Origin of the sequence: Gluconobacter sp. OJB, from assembly GCF_039638275.1 — a bacterium.
GTDB lineage: Bacteria > Pseudomonadota > Alphaproteobacteria > Acetobacterales > Acetobacteraceae > Gluconobacter > Gluconobacter cerevisiae.
Window position 1 is genome coordinate 2,587,220 of the sequence record NZ_JBDIWH010000001.1, and the last position, 25,076, is coordinate 2,612,295.

Sequence of the window (25,076 nt, forward strand, 5' to 3'; positions counted from 1 at the left end):
CCCTCTCCAGCCCACGGATGGGCCGGAGACGCCATTTTCAGATGTAGTATTCGGTCAGCGGCGGAAAGCCGTTGAAACCGACGGAGCAGTACGTCGAGACATACGCGCCGGTAGCAAGAATCTCGACGCGATCGCCACATTCGAGCGAATCCGGCATCGGGATGCGGTTCTTCTCGTACATGATATCCACACCATCGCAACTCGGACCGGCCACGACACATGGCGAACGGGTGCTGTCTTCTAAATCGCGGGAGGTGCGGAACGTGTAGCGGATGGCCTCGCCTTCCGTCTCCGCCAGTCCACCAAAACGCCCGATATCGAGATAGACCCAGCGCGGATCGGTGACGGCACCCCCGCGGCGGCTGACGAGAATGACTTCGCTCGACACGACACCCGACTGCCCGACCATATAGCGGCCCGGCTCCAGCAGGATTTCTGGCGCACCATCAGGGAAATGCGTCTTGAGGGACGCGTGGATCGTGTCTGCGAAATCCTGAACGGACGGCACGTTCTCGCGGTAGTGCGTCGGGAAGCCACCACCCAGATTGAGCATCTGAAGGTCCACGCCCTGCGCGCGCAGATCATGATACAGGCCAGCCGCCTTGGCGATGGCGTGATCATAAGCCGCAACGCCGGTTTGCTGGCTGCCAACATGGAAGGACAGGCCATAAGGCTTCAGGCCGAGTTCGCGTGCGCGCAGCATGAGCGTGCGCGCATTGTTCAGCGTGGTGCCGAACTTGCGGGACAGGGGCCAGTCGGCACCTTCGTTTTCCACGGCCAGACGGCAGAAAACGCGTGCACCAGGTGCATGTTTGCCGAGCTTTTCCAGCTCTTCGATGCTGTCGAACACGAACAGGCTGATGCCCAGATCGTAGGCTTCGCGGATCCATTCCGGCTTCTTCAGCGTATTGCCGTAAGAGATCCGATCCGGTGTTGCGCCGGCATCGAGGCACATGCGGATTTCCGCAATGGAGGCGGCGTCGAAGGAAGAACCCAGCCCGACGAGGCGTTCGAGAATGGCCGGGGCCGGGTTGGCCTTGATGGCGTAATAGATTTTCGCTTCCCCGAGCGCATCGTGCAGGGCACGGTAATGCGCGCCCACGACGTCGAGATCGACGACGAGGCAAGGGGTTGCCGGCTTTTGCTCGGCAAGGAAGCGGGAGATTTTGGGAGTCATGACACTCAATTCCCAGAACCGGACTCGTCAGGGAACAATATCGCCCTGCGAGTGTGTTGCGAAACGGTCGAACGGACCGGCGAATAGCGGGAATCCGTAACGGGTGGATTCCTGAAGGCCAGAACGCTTGACGTCGTTGCGTAACCTCGAGTGGGCCAGTGGCACGTGCGTTGCTGCGTGAGGCGGGCATATGGGACCAAACGCCCTGTCGTGCAACTGCTAATTTTGCATTGTGATGCTTTTGCCAATATTGGTGTGCTGAATCTGGGCGAATTCGGAACGCTGAAGGTATCTTTCGCGTAGGTACATGGCTCATATCGTCCGATCTGGACTGTCATGAGGTCGACCGTTGCCCCAACAGGACACTGCCGAGGACACCCTGCGTGAGTTTGACACCCGAATCTGCGACCATCTCCGGCTCCCGGATCATACCGGAACAAGCCGTATCTTCGGAGTCGGGGCAGGCGGCTACTCACACAGATGCCACTGATTCAAACACCGTATCATCGCAGAACAGGCTGCATCATGCGGCTTGGCGGGTTATCGCCAAGCACCTCTTCGCGGAGGTCGGCTCCAGCCAGACATCGCTTTCTGCAGCGGGCTGCGCGTTTTACGCTACCTTGTCGCTTTTTCCGGCCATTTCCAGTCTGATTTCCCTTTACGGTCTGGCCTTCGACCTCCAGTCGGTCGAACCTCAGCTTGAAGTGCTTCGACATCTCCTGCCACCCTCGGCTTACGCTCTGATTGGCGACCGGATCCACGAGTTGATTTCCCAACCTCACTCGTCTCTGACAATCGGTCTGATTTTCTCGCTTGCGGTGGCCCTTTGGTCTGCTTCGGCGAGCACAAAGTCGATCCTGTCCGCACTGAACATGGCTTATAATGCGCAGGAAACACGGAGTTTTCTGAAGTTTCAGGCTGTGGCGCTCTCCACGACGCTGACGGCTATCGTGGGTGCTGCGCTTACTCTGGCACTCATGGTGGCAGCTCCTGCACTCGTCGATTACCTGCCGCGCCATGTCAGCTTTCTGAGCGACCCGCCATTTCCAGTGAATTTCCTGCTGTCTTATGGCGCGCCGATGATTGTGCACACACTGGCGCCGGTTCTGATGCTGCTGTTCGTCTTTATCGCTGTGACGCTGCTGTACCGTTTTGCGCCGTGTCGGGTGCATACGGAGTGGCGCTGGATCTTTCCGGGCTCGATCCTTGCGACGATCCTGTGGGTTGCAACGTCTTTGGGTTTTTCATGGTATGTCGCGCATTTCGCCAGCTACGGCGCGACATATGGACCCCTTGGTGCCGTCGCAGCCATCATGATGTGGCTTTTCGTGAGCGCCTATGTGGTGCTGTTTGGGGCGGAGCTGAACGCCAGCCTTGAGGCGCGGGCTGGAAAGAGTCAGGCCGTACCGCCGGAAGAAACAAGTCTGGCCTGAAGATCAGGCCAGACGTTCAGCGTCAGTGGTGATGGTGCGGGATACGCTGTGATGCGCTGCCCCGCGGAGAGGCAGGGGCTGTATTGGTGCCTGCGGCTTCAATGGCCTGGGCGCTGGTGTCCGAAGGATCGGCTTCCGCCACTTCAGGCTCGGAGGTGGACTGCGGGGAGGGAACCGCTTCCGTCATTTTCGCGATCGTGACATGCGCCGTTCCTGCGCCCAGCATGCCGATTTTCGCGGCCGCAGCGTGGGACAGGTCAATGATGCGACTGTTGAAAGGGCCACGGTCGTTGACCGTCACCACAACTGAACGCCCCGTATCTTGGGACGTCACCAGCAGTTTCGTCCCGATCGGCAGGGATGGGTGTGCGGCCGTCAGGTCATTGGTGTTGAAAACCGTTCCGCTGGCCGTGCGCCGCCCATGGAAATGCCGTCCATACCAGCTCGCCATACCATGCTGGGACCAGGCATGTGCCGCCTGATGGGCGCGATTGGAGAGTGCGGCCCGAACGGAGTCTGCCCAGCTTGTTCTCGTCGTTCCATCGATGGCGGACTCGTCACTCGCATGAGCGGTGTGATGACCGGCCAGACCTGCAAGCGCTACTGCAAATGTCATGCTGCGCAGAGGGATGAAGCCTAAGGGATTGCGAAGGGCAGACAGGTTAAAGCGCACTATATCAGGTTCTTCTCCAGTGGACGGGATGGGCTCAGATTGCACCTGATAGCACAAAAATGCTGCCCTGTCGTCTTTTGGACACCCTGAAGACGGCAGTAATAGGGCAATGACGCTTTCATGACAGCTTCGAAAGTGCTATCGCGCGGCCAGATGAAACGCCCTCTGATCACCGTTCTCAACGGTCCGAATCTCAATATGCTGGGTCTTCGCCAGCCCGGAATCTACGGTCACGCCACGCTCGATGATGTTGAGCAGGTGTGCATTCAGGCTGCGGAACGGCTTGATGTTGCCATTGATTTCCGCCAGACGAACGGAGAGGGTGAACTTGTGTCCTGGGTTCAGGAATGCCGCGGCCGTGCAGACGGAATCGTGATCAATCCTGCAGCTTACGGGCACACCTCGATTGCTCTGCTCGATGCGCTTCTGGCGGTCGAGCTGCCGGTGGTTGAGGTTCATATTTCTAATATTCATCGCAGGGAGCCGTTCCGTCATCACACCTACGTCTCGCAGGCCGCCATCGGCGTGATCTGTGGCCTCGGCGTCAGGGGATATGCGCACGCGCTTCAGGCAATAACCGACATGATCGAAGACGAAGGATGAGCCGTATGCTCGTGGACAAGGATGCCATCCGGGCATTGGCCGATATTCTGACACAGACCGGCCTGACCGAAATCGAGATTTCCGAAGCGGACAGCCGTATCCGCGTGGCGCGTAACGTGAGCGTGGTTCAGGCTGCTGCTCCGGTGCAGGCTGCTGCGGCTACAGCAGTCCCGGCTGTCGCAGCCCCCGTCGCGGCTTCGGCTGACCCGGCCAAGCATCCGGGCATGGTGCCGAGCCCGATGGTCGGTGTGGCTTATCTGACGCCCGATCCGGCTTCCCCGCAGTTTGCAACGGAAGGCCAACCTGTTGTCGCAGGTCAGACGATCATGCTCATCGAAGCCATGAAGACCTTCAACCAGATCAAGGCCCCTCGTGCTGGCACGCTGACGAAGTTCCTTGTCGAATCCGGCCAGCCGGTCGAGTTCGGCGAAGCTTTGGCGATCATCGAGTAATGATTTCCAAAGTCCTCATTGCCAACCGGGGTGAGATCGCGCTGCGGATTCAGCGCGCCTGCCGCGAGATGGGCATCAAAACCGTTGCCGTGCATTCGACGGCAGATGCCGATGCGATGCATGTGCGCCTTGCAGACGAAGCCGTCTGCATCGGGCCGCCGAGCGCGCGTGACTCCTATCTGAACGTTGCTGCCATTCTTTCGGCCGCGATGATCACGGGAGCGGATGCCATCCATCCCGGCTATGGCTTCCTGTCGGAAAATGCCGAGTTCGCCGAAACCGTGGAAGAGCACGGCCTTGCGTTCATTGGTCCGACCGCCGAGCATATCCGCACGATGGGCGACAAGATTGCTGCCAAGACGACCATGCGTGCGCTCGGCGTGCCGCTGGTGCCGGGATCTGATGGCGGTCTGGCCGACTTGCAGGCCGCGCGTGAAGTCGCGGACAAAGTCGGCTATCCGGTCCTCATCAAGGCTGCTGCCGGTGGTGGCGGACGTGGGATGAAGGTCGCAATGACGGCGGACGACATCGAGGAAGCCTGGTCGGTCGCCCGTGCTGAAGCCCGGGCGGCTTTCGGCAATGACGAAGTCTATCTCGAGAAGTACCTCAACCGTCCGCGTCATATCGAGCTTCAGATTCTCGGCGATGCGCATGGCAACGTCGTGCATTTCGGAGAGCGTGACTGTTCGCTCCAGCGCCGTCATCAGAAGCTACTGGAAGAAGCCGGTTCGCCGGCCCTGACGGACGCCGAACGTGAGGAAATTGGCCGCACCGCGACCGAGGCCCTTTCGCGCATGGGCTATCGCAATGCGGGCACGCTGGAGTTCCTGTATCAGGACGGTCAGTTCTGCTTCATCGAGATGAACACGCGTCTTCAGGTCGAGCATCCGGTAACGGAAATGGTCTGCAACGTGGATCTCGTGCGTGAGCAGATTCGGATCGCCTCTGGTGAGCCACTTGGTTACACGCAATCGGATATCAAAATGTCCGGTCATGCGATCGAGTGCCGCATCAATGCGGAAGATCCGGAAACCTTCATGCCGAGCCCAGGCACGATCAAGGTGTTCCATGCTCCGGGTGGGCTGGGTGTGCGGATGGACAGCGCTATTTACGCTGGCTACCGCATCCCGCCTTACTACGACAGCATGATTGCCAAGCTGATCGTGCACGCCCCAACGCGCGCCGAAGCTATTGCCCGCATGCAGCGCGCTCTGGACGAATGCGTGGTGGATGGCGTGAAAACGGTCATTCCGCTCCATCAGAAAATTCTGGCGGATCCGTCTTTCCAGAAGGGGGATTATACCATCCACTGGCTGGAAAATTTTGTCGCTGCCCAGCAGGCAGGAAAATAACACGGAGTCAGTCCATGAGTTACGCGGAAACCATTATCCTCGATGTCCGGATCGGACAGGTCCCTGTGGTGGTTTCTGCACTCACGGGGCGTGACGGACTTGGCGTCTGGGTGAGCGAGATCGGTATACTCAACCGGGTTGTCCTGTTCCGGGCCGCTGACACCTATGCCGGTCTTCTGGACGGGAGACCTGAGCTTCTGGCTGCTATCCCCAAAGACGCGATCCAGAGCGTCGATGTCACAAGCTGGCGTCTCATTTCGCCCCTGCTTCCTGCCGGGGCGCACGGTGGCGTTTATGAATGGCGCTGCTACGAGCTGAAGCTGGGGCAGGTGGGGGATGTGGAGGAAGCCTTTGTGGCGTCCCTCCCGCCACGGCTGGAGCTGTCTGGGCTGATCTGTGGGATGGTTTCTCTCGAAGGGACACCACGGCTGGCTCATATCTGGCCCTATGCAGACATGAATGCGCGGATGGAGATCAGGGCTCAGGCCGTGACGAGTGGAGTTTGGCCGCCAAAGATCGGAAGCAGTCTGAGCATTATGGAAAATGCGATTTTGCTTCCGGCTAAAGAGTCCGCCTGGCGTTAAAGCGGTCTGAACAACGGATATGAAAAAAGCGGTGAGGCTGAAGCCTCACCGCTTTTTTCTGTCTCAGGCCGTGCTTCGAAAATTACTTCTTGGCGGGAGCCGGAGTTGCGGGCGCCAATGTTTCGATTGTGCTTTCGGAAACGAACACCACTGAATTCAGGGCCTGATTCAGAGCATCGACAGCGTCCTGAGGATGGTGCCCCTCGGTGAAAACGGTTGCCCGGTAAACCGCACCCTGCACTGGTGCGATCGGAGCGAGTGCCATAATGAAGTCCGCGTCTGCTCCTACGACTTTCATGGACTGGGCGGCCTGATCCGTATTGCCGGTCTTCAACTGTGCATTGGCGGAGATGACCGCAGCTTTCTTTTCAGGAGCCAGTGTTTCGCTCACGATGAACTCCCCCCCGACCGGAAGCCAGTCCGTCTGTCCGACGACAGGCTGATGGTTGGCAAGGATGGAATGCTGCGGAGAGGGATGGAGATCGCTTTCCGCAGCCTGAAACTTCTTGTCGGCTTTTTCAGCAGCAGCAAGGCGTTTCTGGGCATCATAAAGTGCCGGGATGGCGGCCTCGGTCTTCCCGGTTGTCTGAAGGATGTCGCGGGCCTTCAGAATATCCTGAAAGGCGCGCTGTCCGTCGGCGGAAAGATGATGAAAAGCGCGGTGAGCCTTGAATTTTTCCCAATGTGTGTGAAGTGAATCTGCGCTGGCAAAAGGCGTTGCACACAGAATGGATGAAATCGCGGCGATGGTCGGAACAAATTTCATGATATTGCCTCCGTGAATATTTGGTTCTGGTCTTTATCGGTATTTCACAAAAATAGTTCAGGCAAATTACCGATCGTTTAATGATTTTCGGTTCATTGAATGTTTTTCGAAGTTCACTCTGGTGGGCAGGGTTGCCTCTCTGAAAGATGGTGGATCCTGAAGATTGTGACTAACGGATGCAATTCTCTTTATTGCGCTTGGAGTTTAATTTTTGGAATTTAGCGACTCCAAAAAATGATTTATTGAAATAAAAATGAGAATATCGAGGTTTTCATTTGGGGAATGGCTTGCCCTGAGGCAGGGCTTTCCGTATGAACGGGGCCTCAATCACGATACCGTGCCTTGCGCCGGAAAGTCGGCCTTTCCGGAGCGCATTGCAGGCATCAGCCGAGTAGCGAGTATTTCCAGATGTCTCTGAATCCCGTCGTCGAGAGTGTAACTGCCCGTATCATCGAGCGTTCGAAAATCTCCCGGCGCCGGTATCTTGCCCTGATGGAGCGCAACCGGGCCAAAGGTGTGCTCCGTCCCAGACTCGCCTGCGGAAATCTGGCTCATGCCATCGCCGCCTCCAGCCCGGACAAGCCGGAACTGATGCGTCCCACCGGGACCAATATCGGCATCATTACGACTTATAACGACATGCTCTCGGCGCATCAGCCCTATGGCCGCTATCCCGAGCAGATCAAGCTGTTTGCCCGTGAAGTCGGGGCGACGGCCCAGGTGGCAGGCGGCGCACCGGCCATGTGCGATGGTGTGACACAGGGGCAGGAGGGGATGGAACTTTCTCTGTTCTCCCGCGACGTGATCGCCATGTCCACGGCGGTTGGTCTGAGTCACGGCATGTTCGAAAGCGTGGCTCTGCTCGGGATCTGCGACAAGATCGTGCCGGGACTTTTGATGGGCGCTCTGCGCTTTGGCCACCTGCCGACCATGCTGATTCCGGCTGGTCCGATGCCGTCCGGCCTTCCGAACAAGGAAAAGCAGCGCATCCGCCAGCTCTATGTCCAGGGCAAGGTCGGACAGGCCGAGTTGATGGAAGCGGAAAACGCCTCCTATCACAGCGCCGGAACCTGCACATTCTATGGAACGGCCAATACGAACCAGATGATGGTCGAGATCATGGGGCTGATGATGCCGGATTCGGCGTTCATCAATCCCAACACGAAGCTGCGCCAGACCATGACGCGCTCGGGAATCCATCGTCTGGCGGAAATCGGCCTGAACGGTGAAGACGCGCGTCCTCTGGCGCAGTGTGTGGATGAGAAAGCGATCGTAAACGCGGCGGTCGGGCTGCTGGCAACAGGCGGGTCGACCAACCATGCGATCCATCTCCCCGCGATCGCTCGTGCGGCGGGTATTTTGATCGACTGGGAAGACATCAGCCGCCTGTCATCAGCTGTTCCCCTGATTACGCGCGTCTATCCGAGTGGCTCTGAAGACGTGAACGCTTTCAATCGCGTGGGTGGGATGCCGACCGTGATCGCCGAACTGTCGCGCGCCGAAATGTTGCATCAGGACATCCTGACGGTCTCGCGGGGCGGCTTCTCCGATTACGCCCGCCGCGCTTCGCTTGAAGGCGACGAACTCGTGTACAGCCGCGCAAAGCCGTCCACGGACACCGACATTCTGCGTGATGTGGCAACGCCTTTCCGTCCGGATGGCGGCATGCGTCTGATGACGGGTAATCTGGGGCGTGCGATCTACAAGAGCAGCGCCATTGCGTCCGAGCATCTGACGGTTGAAGCGCCTGCGCGGGTGTTTCAGGACCAACATGACGTCATCACGGCCTATCAGAATGGCGAACTTGAGCGTGACGTTGTCGTGGTGGTGCGTTTTCAGGGACCGGAAGCCAACGGTATGCCGGAACTGCACAAGCTGACGCCGACTCTGGGTGTGTTGCAGGATCGTGGCTTCAAGGTTGCGCTTCTGACGGATGGTCGTATGTCGGGTGCCAGTGGCAAAGTGCCGGCGGCCATTCATGTCGGCCCTGAAGCGCAGGTCGGTGGTCCGATCGCCCGCGTTCGGGACGGTGACATGATCCGCGTCTGCGCCGTGAGCGGCCAGATCGAGGTATTGGTTGACGCCGCAGAATGGGACAGCCGCACGCCGGTCGCTCCGCCGCTCCCGGCATTGGGAACGGGCCGGGAACTGTTCGCGCTGTTACGTTCAGTGCATGATCCGGCTGAAGCGGGCGGCTCTGCAATGCTGGCCCAGATGGATCGCGTGATCGAAGCCGTCGGCGACGATATTCACTAAGGAAGATTTCTCATGATCGATACTGCCAAACTTGATGCCGTCATGAGCCGCTGTCCGGTCATGCCGGTGCTGGTGGTCAATGACGTGGCGCAGGCCCGTCCGATGGCCGAGGCTCTGGTGGCGGGTGGCCTGTCCACGCTGGAAGTCACGCTGCGGACGCCCTGTGCGCTCGAAGTCATCGAGGAAATGTCCAAGGTGCCGGGTGCGCTCGTCGGTGCGGGGACCGTTCTGAACCCGTCTGATATGGACCGTGCCGTGAAAGCGGGCGCGCGCTTCATCGTTAGCCCCGGCCTGACCGAGGCTCTCGTCAAGGCTTCAGTCGCGCATGACGTCCCGTTCCTGCCGGGTGTCGCCAATGCGGGTGATATCATGCGCGGTCTCGATCTGGGCCTGTCGCGCTTCAAGTTTTTTCCGGCTGTGACGAATGGCGGCATCCCTGCGCTCAAGAGCCTTGCCAGTGTTTTCGGCAGCAATGTCCGTTTCTGCCCGACGGGTGGCATTACGGAAGAGAGCGCCCCGGAGTGGCTGGCCCTTCCGACCGTTTCCTGTGTTGGTGGTTCCTGGGTGACGTCGGGCGCGTTTGACGCGGACAAGATCCGTCAGCGCGCAACGGCCGCAGCCCTCCTGAAGGTCTGAACACGCGGCAATAAACGGTTCACGGGGTGCAGCATTATGCCGTGGCTCCCCGTGAACGTTTTATGAACAAATGGTTTGCGGGACGGCCTGAACCAGATCATAAGGGCGCGTGACTGGACGTTCCCATTTATTGATCGGCGGCTTTGCCGTGTTGTGTGCCATGCGCTGGCATGTGCTTTCTCCTGAGCCACTCTCCGTCTGCACGGGACTGCTAGGTAGCCTTTTGCCCGATATCGATACCGAGCGTTCGATGCTTGGTTGTCGGGTGAAGATTCTCTCCCGCTTTCTGGCAAAAGCTTTCGGCCATCGTGGTCTGACGCATTCGGGTCTGATGCTGTTCGTGGTTGCGGCTGTCATGAACGGCCTGATGGGACCTGAGAGTCTTAGGGGGCCATGGGGTGCCCTGCTACTCGGCGCTGCGACGCATATCGCCGCCGATCTTCCGACAGGAGGGTGCCAGGTTCTCGCCCCCCTTAGTCGTTCGCGACTTTCGCTCTGGCCCTATGTCCGGACTGGCGGCATCGGGGAAATCATGCTTCTTGTGCCCATCCTCTGCCTTCTGGGCTGGGCAGGATTTTCCGGCAGTGGCCCTGTTCCGAGCCATGTCTTTCCATCTGCGCATCACTCGCGGTTGCGCGGACATGTTTTGAAGGATATTTCATTCTCATCATGACACAGACCCGACTCCCCGTCCGCCGTGCCCTTCTCTCCGTTTCTGACAAAACGGGACTGATCGAACTGGGGCGTGCGCTCGCTGCCCACGGTGCGGAACTGCTTTCGACCGGGGGGTCTGCCAAGGCTCTTCGTGACGCCGGTCTGACAGTCAAGGATGTCTCGGACCATACAGGCTTTCCGGAAATTCTGGACGGACGGGTCAAAACCCTCGTTCCTCAGGTTCATGGTGGCATTCTCGGACGCCGCGATCTGGCCGATCATGTTGAGCAGATGGCGAAGCATGACATTGCTCCGATCGATCTGGTCTGTGTAAATCTTTATCCGTTTGCCGCCACCGTTGCTTCGGGTGCGGGTGACGAAGACTGCATCGAGAATATCGATATCGGTGGTCCCGCCATGATCCGTGCGGCCGCCAAGAACTTCGATCACGTCGCAATCCTGACGGATCCGCAGCAATATGCGGCGGTCATCGCATCCCTGGAGCAGGGCGGTACGGTGCTGGTCGAGCGGCGCAGCTACGCGGCCTCCGCCTATGCTCACACAGCCGCTTATGACAGCATGATCTCCCGTTGGTTTGCCAAACAGACCGGCGAGATTCTGCCCCCTGTCCTGACTCTGAGCGGGACACGGGACGATCTGCTGCGTTACGGCGAGAACCCGCATCAGAAGGCGGCTTTCTATCGTGACGGTAGCCAGCGTCACGGCGTGGCGAGCGCGCGGCAGCTTCAGGGCAAGGCGCTGAGCTATAACAACATCAACGATACGGATGCGGCATTCGAAGCTGTGGCCGAGTTTGACGAACCGACTGTAGTGATCGTCAAACATGCCAATCCATGTGGCGTGGCCTCTGCTGCGACGTTGGAACAGGCCTGGATTGCGGCTCTGCGCTGCGACCCGGTTTCGGCCTTTGGTGGGATTGTCGCCCTCAACCGGACGCTGGACGGCGCAACGGCCCAGAGGATCAGCAAGATCTTCACGGAAGTGATCGTAGCTCCCGATGCCGATGCGGAGGCCGTCGAGGTCTTGGCAAAGAAAAAGAATCTGCGTCTGCTGCTCACGCAGGGCGTACCCGATCCGACGGCTGAAGGGCTGTCGTTCCGCTCTGTCGCCGGTGGCTTTCTCGCCCAGAGTCGCGATGCCGGTCGGGTAACGCAAGCCGACCTAAGGGTCGTGACCAAGCGGGCGCCGACGGATCAGGAAATGAAGGATCTGCTGTTCGCTTTCCGCGTTGCGAAGCACGTGAAATCAAACGCTGTCATCTATGTTCGCAATGGCGCCACGGTGGGCATTGGTGCTGGGCAGATGTCACGGGTAGATAGTGCACGAATTGCAGCGCGCAAGAGCGAAGATGCGGCAAAGGAAGCCGGAGAGCAGGCTCCGTTGACAATCGGATCGGTTGCGGCTTCGGATGCGTTCTTTCCTTTCGCAGATGGTCTTGAGAGCGTCGTTGCGGCGGGTGCCGTGGCTGTCATTCAGCCGGGTGGCTCCATCCGCGATCAGGAGGTGATCGATGCGGCAGACGCAGCCGGGATCGCCATGGTATTCACCGGCATGAGGCATTTCAGACATTGAAAAAGCTCGCTTGCGCCAGCCTGGTTCTGGCTCTGTCCCTTTCTGCAGCGGAAGCTGCCCCCTGTGTCTATGACATGACGCCACTTCCGGTGACCAAGGGGACTGTCGCCAACATCACGCCCACCGGCGTGCAGCTCAGCGACGGTACAGCTGTCATCCTGCCCGCAGAGTTTCTGGCACATATTCACCTGAACCAGAAACTGGCCGTTAGAGGATTGATTGCAACGGCCACGCACACCGTGCAGGCTTTGGCACTCGATGGTAACCCTCCCATCTGTCCAAGCGCGCCGGTGATCCCAAGAGGCGCTTTTCCGGGTTCGCCAGGATATGACACGATCCACCCCTGATCGCTTGCGTCTGGATGTAGTACCGAGCGGTAGTTAAACGCTTTCTTTACGCTTTTTGTGCAATAATTTTCCGGATTTACCGATGTTGGCGGATCCGGAGGCGCAAGTTCTTGTCACATGTCACGACATCTGCAGTTACGTCGATCGCTGGCCTCGGGCGCACAGATATTGCTCCCGGGGCACAACTGGCTTCCAACGAGCGGTTTCACGAGTTTTTGGAAAGTTACGTACATCCGGAAACACCCAAACATTTTGAGGTTAGCCAGAAGGCCTCGATTACTAAGCCTCAGGCTACAAAAGTAGAACCTGTTGGATCCGAACATACGACTCAAAAGCAGCCTTCGAAAGTTAGAACGCTAACGAAGTCCACAATGCAGCAAAGTACAGATTCGAGTTTAGAAGATCGTACGCATCTTCTGAAGCAAGAGGCTGTAACTAAAAACAAAGTTCTTCCCGATACTGTACAAAAAACTATTTCTAGTGGAAGTCAAAAACAGCCACAAAACAATATTAATCAAAAAAACTCATCTCAATCGATTGTTCCAGATCCTGATGATAAACACCTACCTAGTGATGACCAGGAGCAGGCAAAAAATACATTATCACAAACAAAAAAAAATGATTTCACTACTAATGGAATAGTAAATAGTTTTATAAATGAAGAAAATTCAAATTATACTGATAAAAAAGAAATAAATACAGAATTATCATTGATGTATAATAATTCCTCCTCAGAGGAAAGTAATAATCCAGAAATTGTTTCTGGAGATTGCGCCAATAATATTAAAATTGAAGAAAACTCCACAAAAGAAAATACTCCATTTATTGATCTGGAATCGATCTCTCCAGACTCTTCGGAAAAAACATTGTCTGAATCATTGGAGGAGGTATCTTCTAAAGCGCAGACAGAAAATGAAACTGTAACACCAGGTGATGAAGAAAAACCCTCTTCGCGCGCTGACGCGCATACCTTACTTTACCAGCAAGAAAATAACGGAAATACGACAACGCATATTGAAATGAACGTTGGTAGAAATGAAAAAATACATGTAGAAATCAATAGATCCGAAAGTAAAGATCATCGGATTCATATTAATACAGATGATCCAAAAATTTATCAGTCTCTGAAAGCTGATCAGGATATATTGGTTGCAGCTCTATCTGATAATTCATGCCTTACTGCTGGAATGCAACCTATAGCAAGGGCAGATATCCAAATCAGTCTTTCATTGCCAGCCTTTCTTGACATGTCGTCTCGCGATGAGCGGCAAGAGGGTAAAAACCGCTCGCTGGGCCTCTCACGGGATAGCGCGTCGGATACTTCAAGTTCCACCACTAAACGCCGCTTTATAAGTGGCGTTGTTGATCTCACTGTTTGAAAATAGGATTGGAACCATGGTTTCTTCAGTTGGCACCACAACAAGCAGTACGTCTCTTTTAAGCCAGGCAATAAGCGCAGCAAAAAGCAATGCCGCAACAAATTATTCTGCGGCTTCTAATGCTACAACAAGTAGTTCCTCTCTGTCTTCCTTAGGCGGTAATTTTAATCAGTTTCTTACGCTACTTACAACCCAATTGCAGCATCAAGATCCTAGTAATCCAACCAGTACCGATTCGTTTACTGCTGAACTGGCCCAGTTTGCTGGTGTGCAGCAACAAGTCGAAACCAATACGAATCTAGCGAGCTTAATTTCAGCCACGCAGGATAACCAGATGGCCTCGGCTGTTAGTCTCATTGGAAAAACAACTACGGCAAGTACTTCTAGTTTGCCATTACAGAATGGGGTCGCGTCTTTATCATTTACAGCGCCGCAGACTGGAGAGGTTGCAATCGCCATAACTGATAATAAGGGGACTGTTGTTAGGTCCCAGACAGTGGATGCCTCGGTTGGTACAAATACATGGACGTGGGATGGAAAAAATAACGCTGGTGCCCAACTGAGCGATGGCGGTTACACCGTAGCAGTAGAAGGAAACTCTACTGACGGAACCAGTGTCGTACTTCCGACCACGGTGACAGGAACGGTCACAGGGGTTTCCAAAGGAAATTCAGGAGTAAATATCGATATGGGCGGCGCCACCATTAGCATGAGCGATCTAACCAGATTTTCAGGTACATGATTTCAAAGCCTAATCAAGTCGATTGTTAGTCATGCATTAACTTTTTTGTTCCACAATGGAGTTCATCGAAAGTAAAACTTTAGGAATAAATGCGTATGTGGGCAGGGCAGGGAGGTTTTTCAGACGGAAATCGCAGCGATTGCGGTTCTTTGAAAAACTGGAAGGAGAGCAATCAGTGAAAGCTCTTCTGGAAAACCTAAAACAGCTCGGCCTCCCGCGTCTGGCCGCCCTCGGTGGCGTCGGCGTATCAATGTTGGTTCTACTGGGTGTTTTGGTCCTGCATGGCGTTAATGCCACGAATGGCCTTTTGTATCGTGATTTGGAGCCTCATGAAGCTGGTGAAATTGTAGATCAGCTCGCAAAAGCTCACATCAAATATCGTCTTCAGGACCAAGGTAGTACCATCATGGTTCCTGATGATGATGTTGCTCGTGCCAGATTGCTTCTGGCGAAAGACGGCCTACCGTCTGGCGGAGCGGTCGGATACGAGATTTTTGATAAGGGCAACAGCTTCACTGCAACACAATTCGAGCAGACTATCAATGAAACCCGGGCTCTTGAGGGGGAATTGGAGAGATCTATTCGCCTTATTCATGGTGTGCAAAATGCCAGAGTCCATCTTGTTCTGCGTCATAGAGAGCTTTTTTCAACAGCTGAACAGAATGCACAGGCAAGTGTACTTCTTTCCATGGATGGAGGGCGTCGACTTGATGAGGAGAACGTCGCTGCAATTGTCAATCTCGTCGCCGCTGCCGTTCCGGGGTTGGATGCACATAATATTTCACTAATAGACAATCGTGGGCATGTCCTTCTTAAACAAGGAGAAGGAAACGCGAATGGTGACCAGTCCTTGGAAGGGCAGCGTCAGATTATTGAGCAGCGCATTGCACATGAAGTTGAGGACTTGTTGGGGGCATCATTAGGCCCTGGTCATGTCCGTGTAGAAGCGAATGTTACGATGAATAATGATCATATTCGTGAAACACAGGAAAGTTATGATCCAGACCAGCAGGTTTTACGCTCTCAACAGACCAAAACGGAAAAAAACATCAATACTCAGGGACCTGCCAATACAACTGTTTCGAATAACCTTCCAAATGCGAATGCGGGACAGCAGCAAAATGGAAGCCAGAGCAACAGGCAAGAGCAAACTAATAATTACGAGATAGGTAAGACAGTTCGTACTTTAATTCAGGATCAACCCCGGATTGCACGTATTAGCATGGCCGTGATGGTGGACGGCATTAGTCAATCTGATGAAAAAGGTAAATTTTCTTGGCAACCGCGTAATGAAGAAGAACTCGCTCGTTTAACTGCGTTAACTAAAAGCGCAGTTGGTTTTGATCAAAGACGAGGCGATATTGTTACGGTGATGTCCATGAAGTTTACCGATATAGGGACTGAAATGCGGCCTGAAATCTCCAATTGGAGAAAATTTTTCGACCGTAGAAATGAGATGGAAGCTGTCAAATTTGGATTGTTCGTATTCTGCCTTGCAATGGTTCTATTTTTTGTTGTGCGACCACTACTGAAACCAATTGGAGATAATAGCCATAAAAATCTTTTTAATACTTTGAATTCGGTATCTGAATCTCAAACGATAACTGCGCCTTCGAGAAATGCTATCTACCTTTCGGATAATCATTCCGAAAAACAAAAAATACAAATACTAGAAGCTCCTGAGGATAGTTTAGATTTAGCAAATGAAGAGACTGTTTTCGTTAATGGTGTGCAAGGTAGAATAAAAGCATCATCTGTACAAAAAGTTATAGATCTTGTGGGTGCACATCCATCTGAAAGTATTTCATTATTAAGAGGATGGTTGGTTCCTGGTCAAGGAGGAGTATCAAGATAATGGATATGGAAAAAAATATCTCAGGAGTACAAAAAGTAGCTATTTTGATGATGGCTTTAGGTGAAGAAAATTGTTCTAGATTGTTCGAGCAAATGCATGAAGAAGAAATTAGAGAGATTTCTTCAGAGATGACTCAACTTGGCATCATATCATCACAAATTGTAGAGAAAGTATGTCATGAGTTTAGTCAAGGACTGGGAACAGCTGAAGGTGTGGTTGGAGACCTAGAGAATACAGAAAAGCTGCTCAAAAGCACCCTCCCTGCCAACCAAGCTGCAGCTATTATGGAGGAGATTCGTGGTCCTGCTGGTCGCACTATGTGGGAAAAATTAGGGAATGTGTCCGAAATAGTGCTTGCTAACTATTTAAAAAATGAATACCCACAAACTGTTTCTGTTATCTTATCTAGAATAAAACCTTCTCATGCAGCTAAAGTGTTGGCAATTTTACCTGAAGAATTTTCTTTAGATATTATGATGAGAATGTTGAAAACAGAGACAATACAAAAAAACGTAATACAAAGCATAGAAAAAACTCTAAGATTGGAATTTATTTCTAATATTCCGAGAGGAGTAAATCGCAATAGTCATGAAGTATTAGCGGATATATTTAATAATTTCGATAGAAGACTTGAAAGTCGGTTTATGACAGCTTTAGAAGAACGAAGTCATAATGACGCTGAACAAATTAAGAGTCTTATGTTTACATTCGAAGAACTCACGAATCTATCGGGAGAGAGTTTAATAGTACTTTTAAATCAAATTTCACGTGAGATTCTTCCATTAGCCCTGAAGGGGGCAAGTGATAGGCTGCTTCAGGCATTTCTTGCATCAATGTCTGATCGTGCGGGTCGAATTCTTTTAAGTGAAATTGAGGACTTAGGTCCTGTACGGGTTAAAGATGTTGATATAGCTCAAAATGAAATTCTTATTGTAGCTAAGGGTTTAATTGATCGTGGAGAAATTGACATGATTGATCAGCAGCAACCAGGAAATGAGATGATTGTTTGATGATTAAGCAATTACAAGAAAATCATAAGAAAGAAAAAATTTTATATTTGGAGGATTTTGAGGAGCCCTTTGCAGAAAAAAGTAAAAAAAATGAAGAATCATATATTCCATTAGTTGATGAAAAAGAAGTTTTAATTTCAAATGAAATTTTAGATAATTATTATAAAAAGGGTATCTTAGAGGGAGTAAGGATAGAAGAAGAAAAATACGATAAATACAAAAAAGAATTGGAAAAAAGTAATGAATTATTATTGGATGCATTTTCTTCTATAGAAAAACAAATTCTTTTGAAAAAAAAACAGTTTTCTGAAGATTTATATTCAGTTATATTGAATAGTTTATTAAATTTATTTCCTAATCTGATAATAAAATATGGTGAAAATGAGTCTAAAAAACTTCTTGAGAAAATATTTGAATTTATAGATCAAAATTCAAATATTAGTTTAAATTGCTCTAAAGAATTTTTCGCTAAAATAAATGAATTTTTACCAAATTTTTTTAAAGGAGGAATAAATTTCAATGTGGATGAGACATTGAAAAATGGAGATTTTGATTTAGTCTGGGATACTGGATCCCTATCGCGTAATGCAAATGAAAAAATCGGAAAAATAGTTTCCGAATTTTTTTAACAACATAGAGAGAATGAAAAATGTCCGAAACCGATAAAAATAAATTTGATATGGGAAGAGAAGATTTTTCGTTATCTGATAATATTAATTGTGATTTTTCTACTGATTTAGAAGCTATTTATACTGTACCAGTTACTGTTAGTGCAGTATTGGGTAAGTCTGTTATGCCTATAAATCAGCTTCTTAGGCTAGGAAGAGGCGCTGTTGTTGAGTTAGATCGCAAGATTGGAGACCCCATTGATATTCTGGTCAATAATCGTCTAATTGCAAGAGGGGAAGTTGTTATGGTTGATGAAACTCGTTTAGGGGTTACAATGACCGAAATTATAAAATCTGATAAATAAATACTTTATAAAAATTTTATTTATTTTGAAAGATGTGGGAAAAAGTGAATAATACTGATAGATATTTTTTTAATAACGCAGGAATAATATCTGATTTCTTTAGAAGTTTCCCTGGCTTGTCTTCTATCCAAAAAAAAATTCCAGGATCTGATGTGGGGCTTGCAGTCTTTGTCGCGGGCCTTCTTTCTGTACTTATTTTCCCTCTTCCTACATTTATTCTTGATATCGGTTTAGCTATTTCTATTACATTAGCTATATTGATTTTAATGGTAGCATTGTTCTTGAAAAGACCACTAGATTTCACATCTTTTCCAATCTTGTTGTTGTTAACAACATTGTTGCGTCTTTCTCTCGAGGTAGCAACTACCCGCCTGATATTAAGTCATGGATATCAAGGTTTATATTCTGCAGGGCATGTAGTTGCAGCTTTTGGTGGTTTTCTTATGGGAGGCGATGTAGTTATTGGAGCTATATTGTTTTCTATACTTCTTGTTGTTAATTTTATGGTCATTACGAAAGGATCTGGAAGAATTTCTGAAGTTTCCGCCAGATTTTTCTTGGATTCTATGCCAGGAAAACAAATGGCTATTGATGCGGAATTATCTTCAGGTAGTATAAATAATGTAATTGCAAAGAAAAAAAGGAAGGAACTTGAAGAAGAAAGCTCTTTTTATGGAGCGATGGATGGTGCATCTAAGTTTGTTCGTGGAGATGCTATTGCTAGTTTGATAATAACTGTTATTAATATTGTCGGCGGGTTGACAATAGGTATTGTTCGTCATGGGATGACCGTATCAGATGCCGCTGCAGCCTTTACAACACTAACGATAGGTGACGGACTTGTTTCGCAGATCCCAGCTCTTTTAGTTTCTGCGGCTTCAGGTATTGTTGTAACAAAAGGGGGTACAGAAGGGGGGGCGGATGTTGTTCTAATAAAGCAATTAGGGGGGAATGCTAAGCCGCTTATTTTAGTTGCTGTTTGTTCACTGGTTTTGGCGATAATGCCTGGATTGCCAGCTTTCCCATTTCTATTTTTGGCAATTTTATCTGCATTAGCATCTTGGTTCAGATATGTTTTCCCGATTGCCGATAAAATTAATGAAGATGACTCTATTTCGGTTCCAGAGGAAAAGAGTCAAACGGATATTCCTATTTCTAATATTCTCAGAGTAGATTTATTGAAATTAGAGCTGGGATTTAATTTACTTCCTATTGCTAATATAGATAATAGTAGTTTGACTGAAAAAATAAAATTGTTGCGAAGAACAATTGCTGCTGATGTGGGATTTGTATTACCGCCTGTTCGGATTCAAGATAATTTAAATTTGCCACCTGACCGTTACTCATTATGTATTAAAGAAATAGAAGTTGGCAGTGGTAATATTAAAGTGAATAAGCTTTTAGCTATGGATCCTCAAGGTCGGGAGCCTGATATTGAAGGCGAAAAAACTATAGAGCCTGCTTTTGGATTATCTGCATCATGGATAGACCAAAATTTACGCGAGAATGCTATTATCCAAGGATATACAGTCGTAGACCCATCTAGTGTTATTATTACACATTTAACTGAATTAATCAAAGATAATATGGCAGATCTTCTTTCTTACTCAGAAACGCAAAAATTACTCGATGGAATTACGGTCGATCAACAAAAACTTATTTCTGACCTAATTCCATCACAAATTTCTGTAAGTAATATACAGAGAATATTGCAATCTCTTCTTGAGGAAAGAGTATCTATTAGGGATTTAATCGGAATTTTGGAATCTATACAAGATGGATGTAGCCAAGGATTAAAAACAGTTTCATCTTTGGTCGCGCATGTCAGAATTAAGTTGGCTCGCCAAATAAGTTCTTGCGCTATGAACTCTCAAGGATATATCCCAGTAATATTGCTGAGTCCGAATTGGGAGAATATTATCTATGATAATTTCTCTTCTTCAAAAGAGGGCGGGCAAATTAATTTTTCGCCTTCTCAAATGAATAAATTTATTTCTAGTTTGAGAACTTCTTTTGGTAATGTATCAAAAAAGGGAGAATTGCCGATACTACTGGTATCTAATAATATTAGGATTCCTATTAGGCGCATAGTAGAAAGAATAAATCCTTCTGTGTCTGTTTTGGCTCAAGAGGAAATTTTTCCTCGTGTTAAGGTTCAGAATATAGAAATAATAAATTAGTTTATTTAAACTTATTTTTGCTTTTAATCAGTATGTGGGGATTTTAAAAAATCTCTCTGTCGTGGTTTTCTTAGAATAGAGTTGGGATGGCTGTTGAGCTTGCCTCCGCACGGATGGCAATAAACATTTTGGCGCTTAATGAGATATGTGGTCAAGGAGAGCCTAATTTACTGCAGGCAGAGTTATGGTGGCGGCCATTTCGTCCCGACTGAGCGAACCTGCGGGGCTGCAACAACACTCAGTTCCTCATCTTAAGTGATCCAACCCAAGTTCTGTCTTGAGTTGCTGATGTGCCTGTTCGCATAGCCAGCTTGCTATGATTGTGTCAGCTAGGGCCTTGAGCGGTGTGTCGGCCGATAGGTTCGAAAGATATTTTTATTTGTGTTCGTCATTCGAGCGGTGATCACCCAACAGCCAAATTTTTTCACCTTGTATGTGCCGAGTGCCAGTAGCGCCAATGCACGCCAATTGACCTGCCGACACCGCGCACTTTCGGGCATGACGTATCCTGTTCAGGACAAGTCGTAGTTTTGGGAGGCCGGGACTGTAACTGGAAAGATCAGTTAAACATCGGCGGAGTAGACCTTTGAGTGCCGGGGAATGCCGACAGCCCAACAAAAAGCTCGTGCGGTCAATTCCTGTTGAAACGGGGCTGACAAACCATAATTGGCATCGATCGGCACCCATCTCCATCAATTAGACCTGCGGTATAGGCTAGGCAAATTTTACATCGTGCCTTACTGCACAGACCTCTCAGATGTAGGACGAGAGATTGCTCAAGATCTGCTTGACAGTCTTATTCAAATTCCATTCTTCGCTAAAGCTGGTTCTCCATGAAACACGCAAACAGCGCAAAAATTATAATCAGGGCTGGGTAGCCGAACAGTGGGCATTATCCATGCCAGAATGGAAATCAGATTTATCAGTATCATTTACAATATGCGGCGGTCTCTTTTCGGCCAGAGGATCAGCATCGCCGTTTAAAAAACTATGAGTATAGCAGCTGCCTGCTTTGCCTTAGGTCCACAAAGGGGTTTCTGTAGGGCATTCCAGATCGCATGCCTCGATTGAGCTTCTGTTATAACGACCTTGAGGCAGGAATATGTTAAGGTTCTTGCTGACTTTTGATTGATATGGCTCCACTATGAAAATTCATTTTGTTGCGTCTTCTAGCGATACTGCGCAATCAGCACTGGAGCGGCTTTCAAGAAAGTACGGCAATGCTCATCTTCACAATGCAGATTTTGTTGTTTGTCTGGGTGGAGATGGCTTCATGCTTGAGGCGCTTCATAAGGTCTTGGATAGAAGTATCGCCATCTATGGAATGAATTACGGAACTGTTGGTTTTTTGATGAATGCCGCCAATGAAGGAGATCTTTTACGTCGCCTTGAAAATGCTCAGCCTTCAGTCCTCCATCCATTACACATGACGGCGACGACTTCTTCGGGGATTGTCAGGAGCGCACTGGCATTTAATGATGTTTTTCTTTTTAGACAAACGAGACAGACATCCCGAATAAAAATTGAAATTGATGGTCGGACACGTCTTGAAGAACTGATTTGCGACGGAATAATTGTTTCCACTCCGGCGGGCTCTACGGCGTATAATCTTTCAGCTCACGGACCTATTGTTCCCTTGAGCTCGAATATTCTTCCTTTGACACCGATTTCTGCCTTTCGCCCCCGCCGTTGGAGAGGCGCTCTTTTGCCCTCCAGTGCTGTCGTAAAGCTAACGCTTTTGGATACGGAAAAAAGATCGACAGCAGCCGTAGCGGATTTTACGGAAATTCGTGATGTTGCCGAAGTCGTGGTGCGTGAAGATCGCACCCGAAAAGCCACGATCCTGTTCGATCCGGATCATGGTCTTTCGGAGCGGATTATTGCCGAACAGTTCGTGGCATAAATTTACACGAGGGGAGTGAGGAGAGTTCCATCGGCAAAATAGGCAATCAGATTATCCACAACCAGATTGCCCATGGCTTTTCTGGTTTCTACGGTTGCTGAGGCCTGATGGGCTTGCAGAACCGTATTGGTGAGCGAGAAAAAAGCCGGGTTTATGTCAGGTTCGTTCTGAAAAACGTCTAGTCCTGCACCGGCGATGCGCTTTTCTTTTAAGGCGTCCAGAAGGGCATTTTCGTCTACGACTGTACCCCGGGCAATATTAATCAGGAAACCGTCTTTTCCCAGTGCCGTCAGGATGTCGTTATCGATCATGTTTGCGGAGCGTTGCCCTCCGGAGACTGCCAAGACCAGAACATCACACCACTCTGCCAGGCTCTTCAGATCAGGCTCGAAGCGGTAGGAGGTGTCAGGTTTGGCATGAGAATTGAAATAGGCAACGTCCATCTCAAAAGCTGAGATACGTTTGGCAATGGCCTGTCCTATGTGACCGAAACCTGCAATCCCGACCCGTTTTTTTGTCAGGCTGCGACTCAGGGGAAGAGGGGAATCAGGCCAACTTCCTCCCCGGACGAAGCGGTCATTATTCACGACATCCCGCATTACGGTCATCATCAGGACGACGGCCATATCGGCCACATCTTCTGTCAGGGTATTCTGGGTTGTCGCAACGCGGATATTCCGGCGTTTTGCTGCCTGCAGGTCAATGCGATCAGTGCCTACGCCATTGACCGAAATGACTTCCAGATTGGGCAGCGCGTTCATGATTTCGGCTGGAACTCCGGAGGCGCCTCCAGTCGTGATGCCGCGGATGCTCGGAGCGAAGCGCTGTAGATCTTCGGGTGTGGTGTAGGGATGGAGTTCAAAAGATTGCTCCAGCCGCTCTCTCATAAATGGAAGAATGGGATCGATCGTCAGAATGCCGGGTCTGGATGACATGAAGTTCTCCATTACTGATTTATGGGGGCGTCACTCTTTGGTGCGTCGTCCGAGAGTTGCGTTTGCGAGCGCAGCGCAGGCGGCTTCAACGTCTTCCCAGGTTCTGACGAAGCCTTTGTCAGGCCCATAATAGGGATCAATGACATCCTGTCCCATGCGGGTCGGAATATGATCCAGCATGAGCGAAAGGTGCGATTTTGAGGCGCGGGGCTGCATTTTCTTAAGGACAGTCAGATGGGAGCGATCCAGAGCGATGATATGATCAAAGCGGCTGAAATCATCCAACATTACAAGACGTGAACGTAGCATCGAAGCATCCAGACCTTGTTGGGACGCGATGGTGCATGCACGCGGGTCTGGGGCTTCGCCCAGATTCCAGCGCCCGGTCGCAGCCGAATCAATATCCAGCTCCAGCCCTCGCATGCGCGCTTCCCGGCGCATGGCCAGTTCGGCCAGAGGAGATCGACAGATATTGCCCGTGCAGACAAAAAGGAAACTACTCATGCGCCTGTCAGCCAAATGAAAAATGCCATGGTGAAGATTGAGGATAACGTTCCGAAGAACAGAACGGATGCAATTTCACGTTCGAGAACATGATATCGCATGGCAAGGATAACATTGATTGACGCACTGGGAATGGCCATCGTCAGGACGCTTTCCTGAAGCGCAGGCAGGGGCAGATGCCATATGCGGGCCAGTGCATAGATGACGCCGGGAATGACAACATTCCGGACACTGACAATGATACCCACCAAGGGGCTGAACTTCACCTGCCGGGTGAAAAGAACCACACCTGAAGCGAAGAGGGCCGCGCCCCCTGTTGCGCGTCCAAGAAGCTGAAAAGAGCCTTTGAGGAACTGCGGCAGGAACGCACCTGCGCTGACCAGAACGAGCGCCATCATGGGCACCCAGACCACGGGTTCGCGACAGGAATGGATTAGGTGTCCGAACAGTTCGCGGACGTCACTACGGGCTTTATCGTCATTTCCGACGCGATGACCTGTCCCACGGTCATGCCCCATCAGGATCAACGTGATCGGAAGCTGAACCAGATTCATAGCCAAAGATGCGATTGAAATCGGTACGGAACTTGCCGGGCCGAAAATCTGGCCCAAGACTGGAATACCAATGAAGGGCACGGACGGACCGGTGATGGTCATCGCGATCAGGGCTGCCTCTCCGAGGCGACGTTTGAGCAGGCCGCGCAGGATGGCAAAGATCAATCCATAGCCACCAATCATGGCCAGCAGGATCAGAGCGGCGACTGGCCCTGCCGCCAGAACCTGACCTCGCGGCGTGCTCAGGATGGAAACCAGCAGCTCCAGAGGGAGCGCATACAGCATGACCAGACGTGTCAGAACACCGGCCTGCTGGGCGTCAAAATCTTTTCGGTATGCCGCGAAATAGCCAAAGCCCAATGTCACGAGAATCGGGAGAATAGACTGAACGATCGTCAGCAGCAGGGCAGGCGAATTCGTCATAAATGACCCATGAAAACAGAAATCCGGTCAGGAAAAGATCACCTTTCGTAACGGTCACCCTCACATTCGTCTATCCCTGCTACAGATGGCAG

At 50.9% G+C, this 25,076-nt stretch carries 24 protein-coding genes; 18 read left to right on the forward strand and 6 right to left on the reverse strand.

Annotation, left to right across the window (positions count from 1 at the left end):
• Window positions 1-37: 37 nt before the first annotated feature.
• Entirely contained in the window at window positions 38-1,177 is a 1,140-nt protein-coding gene (locus tag ABDK74_RS12030; RefSeq protein ID WP_346003983.1) for a type III PLP-dependent enzyme, read from the reverse strand.
• A gap of 383 nt (window positions 1,178-1,560) precedes the next feature.
• On the opposite strand from ABDK74_RS12030, the gene ABDK74_RS12035 reads away from it, so the two are divergent.
• Window positions 1,561-2,610, forward strand: a complete 1,050-nt coding sequence (locus ABDK74_RS12035) for a YihY/virulence factor BrkB family protein (protein WP_408874482.1) — start codon at window positions 1,561-1,563, stop codon at window positions 2,608-2,610.
• Between the two features lie 22 nt (window positions 2,611-2,632).
• Here the strand turns inward: ABDK74_RS12035 and ABDK74_RS12040 are convergent, their stop codons facing one another.
• Entirely contained in the window at window positions 2,633-3,283 is a 651-nt protein-coding gene (locus ABDK74_RS12040; RefSeq protein ID WP_346003984.1) for a septal ring lytic transglycosylase RlpA family protein, read from the reverse strand.
• Window positions 3,284-3,436: 153 nt separating this feature from the next.
• Here ABDK74_RS12040 and aroQ point away from each other — a divergent pair, with 153 nt between their 5' ends.
• The 4 genes from aroQ to ABDK74_RS12060 are packed head-to-tail and all read left to right on the forward strand — an operon-like array spanning window position 3,437 to window position 6,274.
• Complete coding sequence (aroQ, locus tag ABDK74_RS12045) at window positions 3,437-3,886, forward strand: type II 3-dehydroquinate dehydratase (protein ID WP_041112562.1); 450 nt, start codon at window positions 3,437-3,439, stop codon at window positions 3,884-3,886.
• Window positions 3,883-4,338 (forward strand): acetyl-CoA carboxylase biotin carboxyl carrier protein subunit, encoded by a 456-nt coding sequence (locus ABDK74_RS12050; RefSeq protein ID WP_346003985.1) that lies wholly within the window; start codon window positions 3,883-3,885, stop codon window positions 4,336-4,338. Before aroQ ends, ABDK74_RS12050 begins: the two co-directional genes overlap by 4 nt.
• Window positions 4,338-5,690 (forward strand): acetyl-CoA carboxylase biotin carboxylase subunit, encoded by a 1,353-nt coding sequence (gene accC / locus ABDK74_RS12055; RefSeq protein WP_206034831.1) that lies wholly within the window; start codon window positions 4,338-4,340, stop codon window positions 5,688-5,690. The genes ABDK74_RS12050 and accC overlap by 1 nt, the downstream gene beginning before the upstream one ends.
• A 14-nt stretch (window positions 5,691-5,704) precedes the next feature.
• Window positions 5,705-6,274 (forward strand): NIPSNAP family protein, encoded by a 570-nt coding sequence (locus ABDK74_RS12060; RefSeq protein ID WP_346003986.1) that lies wholly within the window; start codon window positions 5,705-5,707, stop codon window positions 6,272-6,274.
• 82 nt (window positions 6,275-6,356) lie between these two features.
• Here ABDK74_RS12060 and ABDK74_RS12065 read toward each other — a convergent pair whose 3' ends face one another.
• The gene (locus ABDK74_RS12065; protein ID WP_346003987.1) at window positions 6,357-7,040 is read right to left on the reverse strand and encodes a YfdX family protein; all 684 of its coding nucleotides are present in this window, start codon (window positions 7,038-7,040) and stop codon (window positions 6,357-6,359) included.
• Window positions 7,041-7,448: 408 nt separating this feature from the next.
• On the opposite strand from ABDK74_RS12065, the gene edd reads away from it, so the two are divergent.
• From edd to ABDK74_RS12130, 13 genes are all read left to right on the forward strand, one after another.
• Window positions 7,449-9,296, forward strand: coding sequence for a phosphogluconate dehydratase (gene edd, locus ABDK74_RS12070; RefSeq protein ID WP_194255375.1), 1,848 nt, complete (start codon window positions 7,449-7,451; stop codon window positions 9,294-9,296).
• 12 nt (window positions 9,297-9,308) lie between these two features.
• The gene (gene eda, locus ABDK74_RS12075) at window positions 9,309-9,932 is read left to right on the forward strand and encodes a bifunctional 4-hydroxy-2-oxoglutarate aldolase/2-dehydro-3-deoxy-phosphogluconate aldolase (RefSeq protein ID WP_346003988.1); all 624 of its coding nucleotides are present in this window, start codon (window positions 9,309-9,311) and stop codon (window positions 9,930-9,932) included.
• A gap of 109 nt (window positions 9,933-10,041) precedes the next feature.
• Window positions 10,042-10,605 carry a metal-dependent hydrolase gene (locus tag ABDK74_RS12080; RefSeq protein WP_194255377.1) on the forward strand — a complete coding sequence of 188 codons (564 nt, stop codon included), beginning with the start codon at window positions 10,042-10,044 and terminating at the stop codon, window positions 10,603-10,605.
• Window positions 10,602-12,179, forward strand: a complete 1,578-nt coding sequence (gene purH / locus ABDK74_RS12085; protein WP_346003989.1) for a bifunctional phosphoribosylaminoimidazolecarboxamide formyltransferase/IMP cyclohydrolase — start codon at window positions 10,602-10,604, stop codon at window positions 12,177-12,179. Before ABDK74_RS12080 ends, purH begins: the two co-directional genes overlap by 4 nt.
• Window positions 12,176-12,526, forward strand: a complete 351-nt coding sequence (locus ABDK74_RS12090) for a hypothetical protein (RefSeq protein WP_346003990.1) — start codon at window positions 12,176-12,178, stop codon at window positions 12,524-12,526. Before purH ends, ABDK74_RS12090 begins: the two co-directional genes overlap by 4 nt.
• Window positions 12,527-12,636: 110 nt before the next feature.
• A complete protein-coding gene (locus ABDK74_RS12095) occupies window positions 12,637-13,905 on the forward strand; it encodes a hypothetical protein (protein ID WP_346003991.1) in 1,269 nt (422 codons plus the stop codon).
• 16 nt (window positions 13,906-13,921) lie between these two features.
• On the forward strand, window positions 13,922-14,647 hold the full coding sequence (locus ABDK74_RS12100) for a flagellar hook capping FlgD N-terminal domain-containing protein (RefSeq protein ID WP_346003992.1): 726 nt from the start codon (window positions 13,922-13,924) through the stop codon (window positions 14,645-14,647).
• Window positions 14,648-14,822: 175 nt separating this feature from the next.
• The gene (fliF, locus tag ABDK74_RS12105) at window positions 14,823-16,502 is read left to right on the forward strand and encodes a flagellar basal-body MS-ring/collar protein FliF (RefSeq protein ID WP_346003993.1); all 1,680 of its coding nucleotides are present in this window, start codon (window positions 14,823-14,825) and stop codon (window positions 16,500-16,502) included.
• A 5-nt stretch (window positions 16,503-16,507) separates the two neighbouring features.
• On the forward strand, window positions 16,508-17,512 hold the full coding sequence (locus tag ABDK74_RS12110; protein ID WP_346004223.1) for a flagellar motor switch protein FliG: 1,005 nt from the start codon (window positions 16,508-16,510) through the stop codon (window positions 17,510-17,512).
• Window positions 17,512-18,141 (forward strand): hypothetical protein, encoded by a 630-nt coding sequence (locus tag ABDK74_RS12115; protein ID WP_346003994.1) that lies wholly within the window; start codon window positions 17,512-17,514, stop codon window positions 18,139-18,141. Before ABDK74_RS12110 ends, ABDK74_RS12115 begins: the two co-directional genes overlap by 1 nt.
• Before the next feature lie 50 nt (window positions 18,142-18,191).
• A complete protein-coding gene (fliN, locus tag ABDK74_RS12120) occupies window positions 18,192-18,485 on the forward strand; it encodes a flagellar motor switch protein FliN (RefSeq protein ID WP_346004224.1) in 294 nt (97 codons plus the stop codon).
• Between the two features lie 86 nt (window positions 18,486-18,571).
• Window positions 18,572-20,665, forward strand: a complete 2,094-nt coding sequence (flhA, locus tag ABDK74_RS12125) for a flagellar biosynthesis protein FlhA (RefSeq protein WP_346004225.1) — start codon at window positions 18,572-18,574, stop codon at window positions 20,663-20,665.
• 1,144 nt (window positions 20,666-21,809) lie between these two features.
• Window positions 21,810-22,568, forward strand: coding sequence for an NAD kinase (locus ABDK74_RS12130; RefSeq protein ID WP_194255387.1), 759 nt, complete (start codon window positions 21,810-21,812; stop codon window positions 22,566-22,568).
• Window positions 22,569-22,570: 2 nt separating this feature from the next.
• On the opposite strand, the gene ABDK74_RS12135 is transcribed toward ABDK74_RS12130, so the two are convergent.
• The 3 genes from ABDK74_RS12135 to ABDK74_RS12145 are packed head-to-tail and all read right to left on the reverse strand — an operon-like array spanning window position 22,571 to window position 24,984.
• Window positions 22,571-23,503 (reverse strand): 2-hydroxyacid dehydrogenase, encoded by a 933-nt coding sequence (locus ABDK74_RS12135; protein ID WP_346003995.1) that lies wholly within the window; start codon window positions 23,501-23,503, stop codon window positions 22,571-22,573.
• A gap of 30 nt (window positions 23,504-23,533) precedes the next feature.
• Window positions 23,534-24,007, reverse strand: coding sequence for a low molecular weight protein-tyrosine-phosphatase (locus ABDK74_RS12140; protein WP_346003996.1), 474 nt, complete (start codon window positions 24,005-24,007; stop codon window positions 23,534-23,536).
• The gene (locus ABDK74_RS12145) at window positions 24,004-24,984 is read right to left on the reverse strand and encodes an AEC family transporter (RefSeq protein ID WP_346003997.1); all 981 of its coding nucleotides are present in this window, start codon (window positions 24,982-24,984) and stop codon (window positions 24,004-24,006) included. Before ABDK74_RS12145 ends, ABDK74_RS12140 begins: the two co-directional genes overlap by 4 nt.
• Between the last annotated feature and the right edge of the window lie 92 nt (window positions 24,985-25,076).

Excerpts from the sequence above, each read along its gene's own strand:
- ABDK74_RS12030 (WP_346003983.1), bottom strand. The coding sequence starts at position 1,177 with ATGACTCCCAAAATCTCCCGCTTCCTTGCCGAGCAAAAGCCGGCAACC.
- aroQ (WP_041112562.1), top strand. The coding sequence starts at position 3,437 with ATGAAACGCCCTCTGATCACCGTTCTCAACGGTCCGAATCTCAATATG.
- ABDK74_RS12050 (WP_346003985.1), top strand. The coding sequence starts at position 3,883 with ATGAGCCGTATGCTCGTGGACAAGGATGCCATCCGGGCATTGGCCGAT.
- accC (WP_206034831.1), top strand. The coding sequence starts at position 4,338 with ATGATTTCCAAAGTCCTCATTGCCAACCGGGGTGAGATCGCGCTGCGG.
- ABDK74_RS12060 (WP_346003986.1), top strand. The coding sequence starts at position 5,705 with ATGAGTTACGCGGAAACCATTATCCTCGATGTCCGGATCGGACAGGTC.
- ABDK74_RS12065 (WP_346003987.1), bottom strand. The coding sequence starts at position 7,040 with ATGAAATTTGTTCCGACCATCGCCGCGATTTCATCCATTCTGTGTGCA.
- edd (WP_194255375.1), top strand. The coding sequence starts at position 7,449 with ATGTCTCTGAATCCCGTCGTCGAGAGTGTAACTGCCCGTATCATCGAG.
- eda (WP_346003988.1), top strand. The coding sequence starts at position 9,309 with ATGATCGATACTGCCAAACTTGATGCCGTCATGAGCCGCTGTCCGGTC.
- purH (WP_346003989.1), top strand. The coding sequence starts at position 10,602 with ATGACACAGACCCGACTCCCCGTCCGCCGTGCCCTTCTCTCCGTTTCT.
- ABDK74_RS12100 (WP_346003992.1), top strand. The coding sequence starts at position 13,922 with ATGGTTTCTTCAGTTGGCACCACAACAAGCAGTACGTCTCTTTTAAGC.
- ABDK74_RS12110 (WP_346004223.1), top strand. The coding sequence starts at position 16,508 with ATGGAAAAAAATATCTCAGGAGTACAAAAAGTAGCTATTTTGATGATG.
- ABDK74_RS12115 (WP_346003994.1), top strand. The coding sequence starts at position 17,512 with ATGATTAAGCAATTACAAGAAAATCATAAGAAAGAAAAAATTTTATAT.
- fliN (WP_346004224.1), top strand. The coding sequence starts at position 18,192 with ATGGGAAGAGAAGATTTTTCGTTATCTGATAATATTAATTGTGATTTT.
- ABDK74_RS12130 (WP_194255387.1), top strand. The coding sequence starts at position 21,810 with ATGAAAATTCATTTTGTTGCGTCTTCTAGCGATACTGCGCAATCAGCA.
- ABDK74_RS12135 (WP_346003995.1), bottom strand. The coding sequence starts at position 23,503 with ATGTCATCCAGACCCGGCATTCTGACGATCGATCCCATTCTTCCATTT.
- ABDK74_RS12140 (WP_346003996.1), bottom strand. The coding sequence starts at position 24,007 with ATGAGTAGTTTCCTTTTTGTCTGCACGGGCAATATCTGTCGATCTCCT.
- ABDK74_RS12145 (WP_346003997.1), bottom strand. The coding sequence starts at position 24,984 with ATGACGAATTCGCCTGCCCTGCTGCTGACGATCGTTCAGTCTATTCTC.